Here is a 5,978-nt window from a genome sequence, read left to right as displayed (position 1 = left end):
CGGCCCGTCACCGTAGCGCAGGTCGCTGAGGATGTACGGGCCGCGGATGCCGCCGAGGAGCTCGCCGAGTTCCTCGAGGACGAGTTCGAGCCGGGACTCGTCCGCCGGGTAGATCGTGACGAGCTTGCCGCTCGAGCCGCGGAACGCCGCCTTCGAGTTCATCATCACCAGCACGGACTCGCTGCGCAGGAACTTGAACGCCAGCTGGCTGGGGACGCAGTAGTCCCAGACCGCGGTCAAGGTCTGCTCGGCGTCCTCGAGGCAGGACGAGACGTGGATCTTCCAGCCCTGCGGGGGCAACGACACGGCGTGCGGCGCGTAGTGCATCCAGATGTCGCCGGCCTCGTGGTCCCACCCGTCCGGCACCGGTCGCGCAGCTACGGCGAAGTCCGGAATCGCGGCGCTCGCGGAGGCGGCGTCGTAGAAGTCGCGGTCGACCAGACAGTAGAGCTCGTACTGCTCCATGGCCGTCCCCCCAATTGTGCGGGCGCTTCGCGGCCATCCTCCGCAACGCACGCCACGACCGCGTAGTGAATGGCGTCATCACTTTGCGGTGAGAAGCGCGTGACGTTACGGATGCGTATGTCACTACCCGCGCCGCCGGTGCTACAGCGCGTAGCTCACGGCGGGTCAGTTCTGCGGGAATGTCGTGCCGCGGACACATAGCGCGACGAAGCGGGGGCTGTTCATCAAGCGCTTGCCGGACTGCCGAACTCCCAGTGCCAGGGCTCTTCCCGGTTGCGGCCGGGCTCGGCCCAGGCGGGGTGCACCCAGCCGTACGCCGGGGCGTGGGCCTTCATCCACAGGTACTGCGTGGTGTTGTACTTGTCGATCCCGCCGCAGAGGTCGACGGCGACGCCCCAGCCGTGGTTCGACGTACCGGGGAGGGCCGCCAGCGAGGGCTTGCGCTGGTACAGGCTGACCTGGGCGGCGTAGGAACGGTACGAGTCGGTGATGCACAGCGTCGTACCGAACTGTGCCCGGTAGGCCGCGGCGAGCTTCTGGTAGGCCGCGGCGGCGTCGCAGCGGAGCATGTGGCCAGGAGCGATCGCGCACAGCTTGCTCGCCGGGATCATGCCGTTGCTGTAACCGCCCCAGCCGGTGCTCGCGGAGCCGGTCGCGAGGAACGGCATCGGGTTCACCGGGTCGCCGCCGAGCCGGACCTCGAAGTGCAGGTGCGGTCCGGTCGTGTTGCCTTTGTCGCCGACGGCGCCGATCTGCTGGCCGGCGGTCACCTGCTGGCCGTCCGTGACGTCGACCCGGCTCAGGTGCGCGTACAGGGTCTCGAGACCGTTGCCGTGGTCGATCCGGACCAGGTTGCCGGCCCAGGCCGGGTGCTCGACCCGGACCACGCCGGACGTGACGGCGCGGACCGGCGTACCGATCGGGGCCGGGAAGTCCTGGCCGGTGTGCATTCCGCTCGACCACTCGGAGCCCGACTGGCCGAACGGCGTGCCGATCTCGTACGTCCCGTCCGGCAGCGGCCAGGTCCACGAGCCGGAGCCGACGTCGTACGACGTGGCCGTGTTGCCGCAGCGGAACGCGTACGCGTCACTCGTCGCGACCGGTGCGACCTGGGGCTTGGCCGGGGCGCCGAGGGTCGGGCGGAGCGCGGCGTACAGGTTGTCGGGGACCGAGGTGACGACGACCGCGCCCTTGGACTCGTCGGCCGCGATCATCTCGTTGCCGTCGAGCGCGACACCGATGTGCACCAGGCCAAGGGACTTGCTGCCCATCACGAGCAGGTCGCCGGGCTGGATCTGCGCGGCGGGGACGGCCTGGTAGTCCGGGTACACCTTGCCGACCAGGTTCGGGAGGGTGGTGTACGGCTCCCACGCGACCCGGGCGGCGCCGAGGCAGCCGTACTTGTCCGGGCCGGTCGCGGCCACGCCGTACGGCTTGCCGACCAGACTGAACGCCTGGTTGACCGCGCGGATCGTCTCAGCGGACATCACCCGGACCGTGCGGCCGGCCGTGGTGACGGACGCGACACCAGGTACCGCCGCGCCGCGGCGGGTGAGCGGTGCGAGTCCGGCGGGGAGCTTGGCCGGATTCTTGAGTACGGCGGCGGCCGGGGGAGTGATCTTCGCGACGGTCAGCTCGGTGAGGTACGTCTTCCAGCGGGCGAGGGCCTGTGCGTCGCGGACTGTCTGGACCTGCTGGGAGACGCCGGACGCTACATCTAGGTCGGCGGTCTGGTCGGCCATCGCGGCGGAGGCGTCAGCGGCCTTCTGCTGGACCTGCTTGCTGAGCTCTTGAGCCTTGGTGGCTGCCTCGTTTGCGGCGGCGCGCTTCGTGGCTGCGTCCGCGCGCAGCCGGTTCGACTCCGACTCGGCGCCCATCGCGGCGTTGTACTGCGCGACCTGGGTGCTGCCCAGCTGTTTGATCGCGGTCTGCCGATCGGCGATCTCTTGGAGGTTCTCCGCGACCGGAGCGAGCGACCAGAGCATCGACTCGGTACCCATCACGGTCGGGATGCCCATCTGGTACGCCTGCGCGGTGAGGAGGCCGAGCTTGCGGCGCTCCTCGTCCGAGCGGCCCTTCGACGTACTCGCCGTACTCTCGGCCTTCTTGGCGGCGGCCTCGGCCGCCTGGGCCTCCTTGAGCGCCTTCGTGTAGGCGATCGTGGCCTTCGCGAAGTCGGCCTGGACGGCGGCGGCCTCGGCCTGGAGCTGCTCGAGCGAGCGGTTCACATCGGTCACGGACGCGGGCGGAGGCTGGGACGTGGAGGGCGTCGGGTCGTCGGCGTACGCCGGTACCGCGCCGACCGCCAGCAGCAGGCCGAGCGCCGCGAATCGCAGCCCCCTGCGTCCCCGGTGTTCCATCCGTCCCCCAGACAACTCGCCTCACGCGCGTGCCCAGCGTAGGCGGCGTACGGTGCTTACGGAACCCCGGTTAGCATTCGTTCATGGCCTCGCACTTTGACGTTGTTGTCCTCGGCGCGGGTCCGGGTGGGTACGTCGCGGCGATCCGCGCCGCCCAGCTCGGGCTCAAGACCGCCATCATCGAGAAGAAGTACTGGGGCGGTGTCTGCCTGAACGTGGGCTGCATCCCCTCCAAGGCGCTGCTCCGGAACGCCGAGCTGTCGCACATCTTCCGGACGGAGGCGAAGACCTTCGGGATCAGCGGTGAGGTGACGTTCGACTTCCCGACCGCGGTGCAGCGCAGCCGGAAGGTCGCCGACGGCCGGGTCAAGGGCGTCCACTTCCTGATGAAGAAGAACAACATCACCGAGTTCGACGGCTGGGGCTCGTTCACCGACGCGAACACGCTCGACGTGACGCTGAACGACGGCTCCTCGGAGACCGTCACGTTCGGCTCCTGCATCGTCGCGACCGGCGCCACCACCAAGCTGCTGCCGGGCACCCAGCTGAGCGAGCGCGTGGTGACGTACGAGGAGCAGATCCTCACCGAGGAACTGCCCGGCTCGATCGTGATCGCCGGCGCGGGCGCGATCGGCGTCGAGTTCGCGTACGTCCTGGCGAACTACGGCGTCAAGGTGACGATCGTCGAGTTCCTGGACCGGGTCGTGCCGCTCGAGGACATCGAGGTGTCCAAGGAGCTCGCGAAGGCGTACAAGAAGCTCGGCGTCGACGTGCTCACCGGCACCCGGGTCGACTCGATCGACGACTCCGGTGCCTCGGTCAAGGTGACCGTGACCGGCAAGGACGGCGTACAGAAGACCCTGGAGGCCGACAAGGTCCTGCAGGCGATCGGCTTCCAGCCGCGGGTCGACGGGTACGGGCTGGACAAGATCGGCGTCCAGCTGACCGAGCGCGGCGCGATCGGCATCGACGGCTTCTGCCGGACCAACGTGCCGAACATCTTCGCGATCGGCGACGTGACCGCGAAGCTGATGCTCGCGCACGCCGCCGAGGCGATGGGCGTGATCGCCGCCGAGACCATCGCCGGGCACGAGACGATGGAGCTCGACTACAAGATGATCCCGCGGGCCACGTTCTGCCAGCCGCAGATCGCGAGCTTCGGCTGGACCGAGGAAGAGGCCCGGCTCGAGGGCTTCGACGTGAAGGTCGCCAAGTTCCCGTTCACCGCGAACGGCAAGGCCCACGGCCTCGGCGACCCGACCGGCTTCGTGAAGGTGATCAGCGACGCCAAGTACGGCGAACTGCTCGGCGCGCACCTGATCGGTCCCGAGGTCACCGAACTCCTCCCCGAGCTCACCCTGGCCCAGAAGTGGGACCTGACCACCAAGGAACTGGCTCGCAACGTGCACGCCCACCCGACGCTGAGCGAGGCCCTGCAGGAGGCCTTCCACGGCCTCGAAGGGCACATGATCAACTTCTGATCAGCATTTCTTGTACGGGCCGGTGTCGATCTGACACCGGCCCGTACGACGCTGGGGTATGACAAACGAACGCAAGGTCGTCGCGGCGTACTTCCTGTCCCTCGACGGCGTCGCCGAGAAGGCCAACGAGTTCCTCACCGGCTGGGACGACGAGACCGACGCCGCCGGCGAACAGGTGATCGCGACCCAGGACTGCGTCCTCCTCGGCCGCCGGACGTACGACGAGTGGTCGGGCTTCTGGCCGACGAGCGACATCGAGCCGTTCGCGTCCTTCGTGAACGCGGCCCCGAAGTACGTCGCCACGTCCACATCTTTGGGCGACGCGTGGCCGAACTCCCACGCGATCACCGGCGACCTGGCCACCTTCGTCCGCGACCTGAAGACCCAGCCCGGCGGCGACATCGGCATCCACGGCAGCATCTCCGTCACCCGCTCCCTCCTGACCGCCGGCCTCGTCGACGAACTCCACCTCGTCATCGCCCCCACCGTCGTCGGCACCGGCCAGAAACTCCTCGACGCCCTCGGCCCGCTCCGCCTGGAGACAATCCACGCCACAAAGACTCAGGTAGGCCACGTACTCGCCAACTACCGAGTACTCAACAACCACTGACGCACAGGCCCCCGCGCAACCGGCTCCGCGACCCGGGCGTCCCGCGCGCGCCAACTGCCCGTCCGCCGCGCCGTCCGCGCTGCCCGTCCGCACTGCCGTGCGCCCCGCCCGTGCGCCCCGCCCGTCCGTGCTGCCCCGTCCGTGCTGCCCCGTCCGTGCTGCGGGTCCGCGTCCCGCTGCCCACGGTCCCGCCGTCCGCGCCGCCCGTCCGCGCCCCGCCGTCGGCGCACCGGTCCGCCCCTGTCCGCCCTCCGCCGTCGGCCCTCAGCGTTCGGAGATGTCGCCGAGTACCGGTTTCACGTCGACGATCGGCGTACCGTCGAGAGCTTCGAGGTGGTTCACCTGAACGCGGAGGTTCTCGACGGCCAGCACAGTAACGCGATGCAGCCCGAGCGGTTCGGGCGGTCGGGAGAGCGCGTCGAGAAGACCCCAGTCGGCGGCCGTGACGCGTCGCCGCGTGGGTGCACCTTCTGCACGTCCCGGTCCGCCCGATCGAACCAAGTGATCAAGATCAACTCGTCACCCGCCGCCACATCCGCAAGCCCGTCCCGCACAGACTCATCGAACACAACCCAAGCATCCGGCGCCCCTTCGTCCCCCTGCCGCGGCGCGTCCGCGCGCTCCCGCAACGGCGACTCGACCCGCCCGATCACCCGCACAACAAGCCCGTCCACCAGCACACGCTCTCAAACCAGAAGTCGCCGGTCTGGAGGATTTGGTAACGGAGCGATCACGAAGTAGAATCAAACACATGTTCGAAGGTGACCTGAGTGAGCTCGCAGCTGCGGAGGTACTGTCCGCGGCCGCCGAGTTCGCCCGGATCCAGGACCGGTCCGCGGTGCGCATCCTGGAGGCCGCGCTCGCGTTCGCGGATCAGAACGCCGTACTGCCTGGCTATGACCCGTATGAGCCACTGCCTGGTTACGAGCGGATCCAGGTGTACGGCGGTGACGGCTGTCCCGGGGTGGCGGAGTTCGCACCGATCGAGTTCGGTGCGGTACTGCGCATGTCGTCCGGCGCGGCATCAGCGCTCATCGGTGAGGCCCTCGCGCTGCGCCATCG

3 protein-coding genes and 3 pseudogenes are annotated in these 5,978 nt (G+C 69.1%); 3 read left to right on the top strand and 3 right to left on the bottom strand.

Features of this window, described 5'->3' with window-relative positions:
• Positions 1 to 465, bottom strand: a pseudogene (locus VFF46_RS12100) (lantipeptide synthetase); the annotation flags it as partial.
• A gap of 224 nt (positions 466 to 689) precedes the next feature.
• Positions 690 to 2,825 carry a peptidoglycan DD-metalloendopeptidase family protein gene (locus VFF46_RS12095; RefSeq protein ID WP_325037185.1) on the bottom strand — a complete coding sequence of 712 codons (2,136 nt, stop codon included), beginning with the start codon at positions 2,823 to 2,825 and terminating at the stop codon, positions 690 to 692.
• 83 nt (positions 2,826 to 2,908) lie between these two features.
• Here VFF46_RS12095 and lpdA point away from each other — a divergent pair, with 83 nt between their 5' ends.
• Positions 2,909 to 4,306, top strand: a complete 1,398-nt coding sequence (gene lpdA / locus VFF46_RS12090; protein ID WP_325037184.1) for a dihydrolipoyl dehydrogenase — start codon at positions 2,909 to 2,911, stop codon at positions 4,304 to 4,306.
• A gap of 58 nt (positions 4,307 to 4,364) precedes the next feature.
• Positions 4,365 to 4,916: a dihydrofolate reductase family protein gene (locus VFF46_RS12085; RefSeq protein ID WP_325037183.1), complete on the top strand. Its 552-nt coding sequence runs from the start codon at positions 4,365 to 4,367 to the stop codon at positions 4,914 to 4,916.
• A 264-nt stretch (positions 4,917 to 5,180) separates the two neighbouring features.
• Here VFF46_RS12085 and VFF46_RS12080 read toward each other — a convergent pair.
• Positions 5,181 to 5,470, bottom strand: a pseudogene (locus VFF46_RS12080) (TrmO family methyltransferase domain-containing protein).
• Positions 5,471 to 5,667: 197 nt separating this feature from the next.
• Here VFF46_RS12080 and VFF46_RS12075 point away from each other — a divergent pair.
• Positions 5,668 to 5,978: pseudogene (locus VFF46_RS12075) on the top strand (hypothetical protein); the annotation flags it as partial.

The sequence above is a fragment of the Kribbella sp. genome (assembly GCF_035655035.1).
Taxonomy (GTDB): domain Bacteria; phylum Actinomycetota; class Actinomycetes; order Propionibacteriales; family Kribbellaceae; genus Kribbella.
This window is presented reverse-complemented; position numbering and strand designations above follow the sequence as displayed.

What these genes read in the sequence shown, in the direction of transcription:
- lpdA (WP_325037184.1), top strand. Translation starts at nt 2,909, where the DNA reads ATGGCCTCGCACTTTGACGTTGTTGTCCTCGGCGCGGGTCCGGGTGGG.
- VFF46_RS12095 (WP_325037185.1), bottom strand. Translation starts at nt 2,825, where the DNA reads ATGGAACACCGGGGACGCAGGGGGCTGCGATTCGCGGCGCTCGGCCTG.
- VFF46_RS12085 (WP_325037183.1), top strand. Translation starts at nt 4,365, where the DNA reads ATGACAAACGAACGCAAGGTCGTCGCGGCGTACTTCCTGTCCCTCGAC.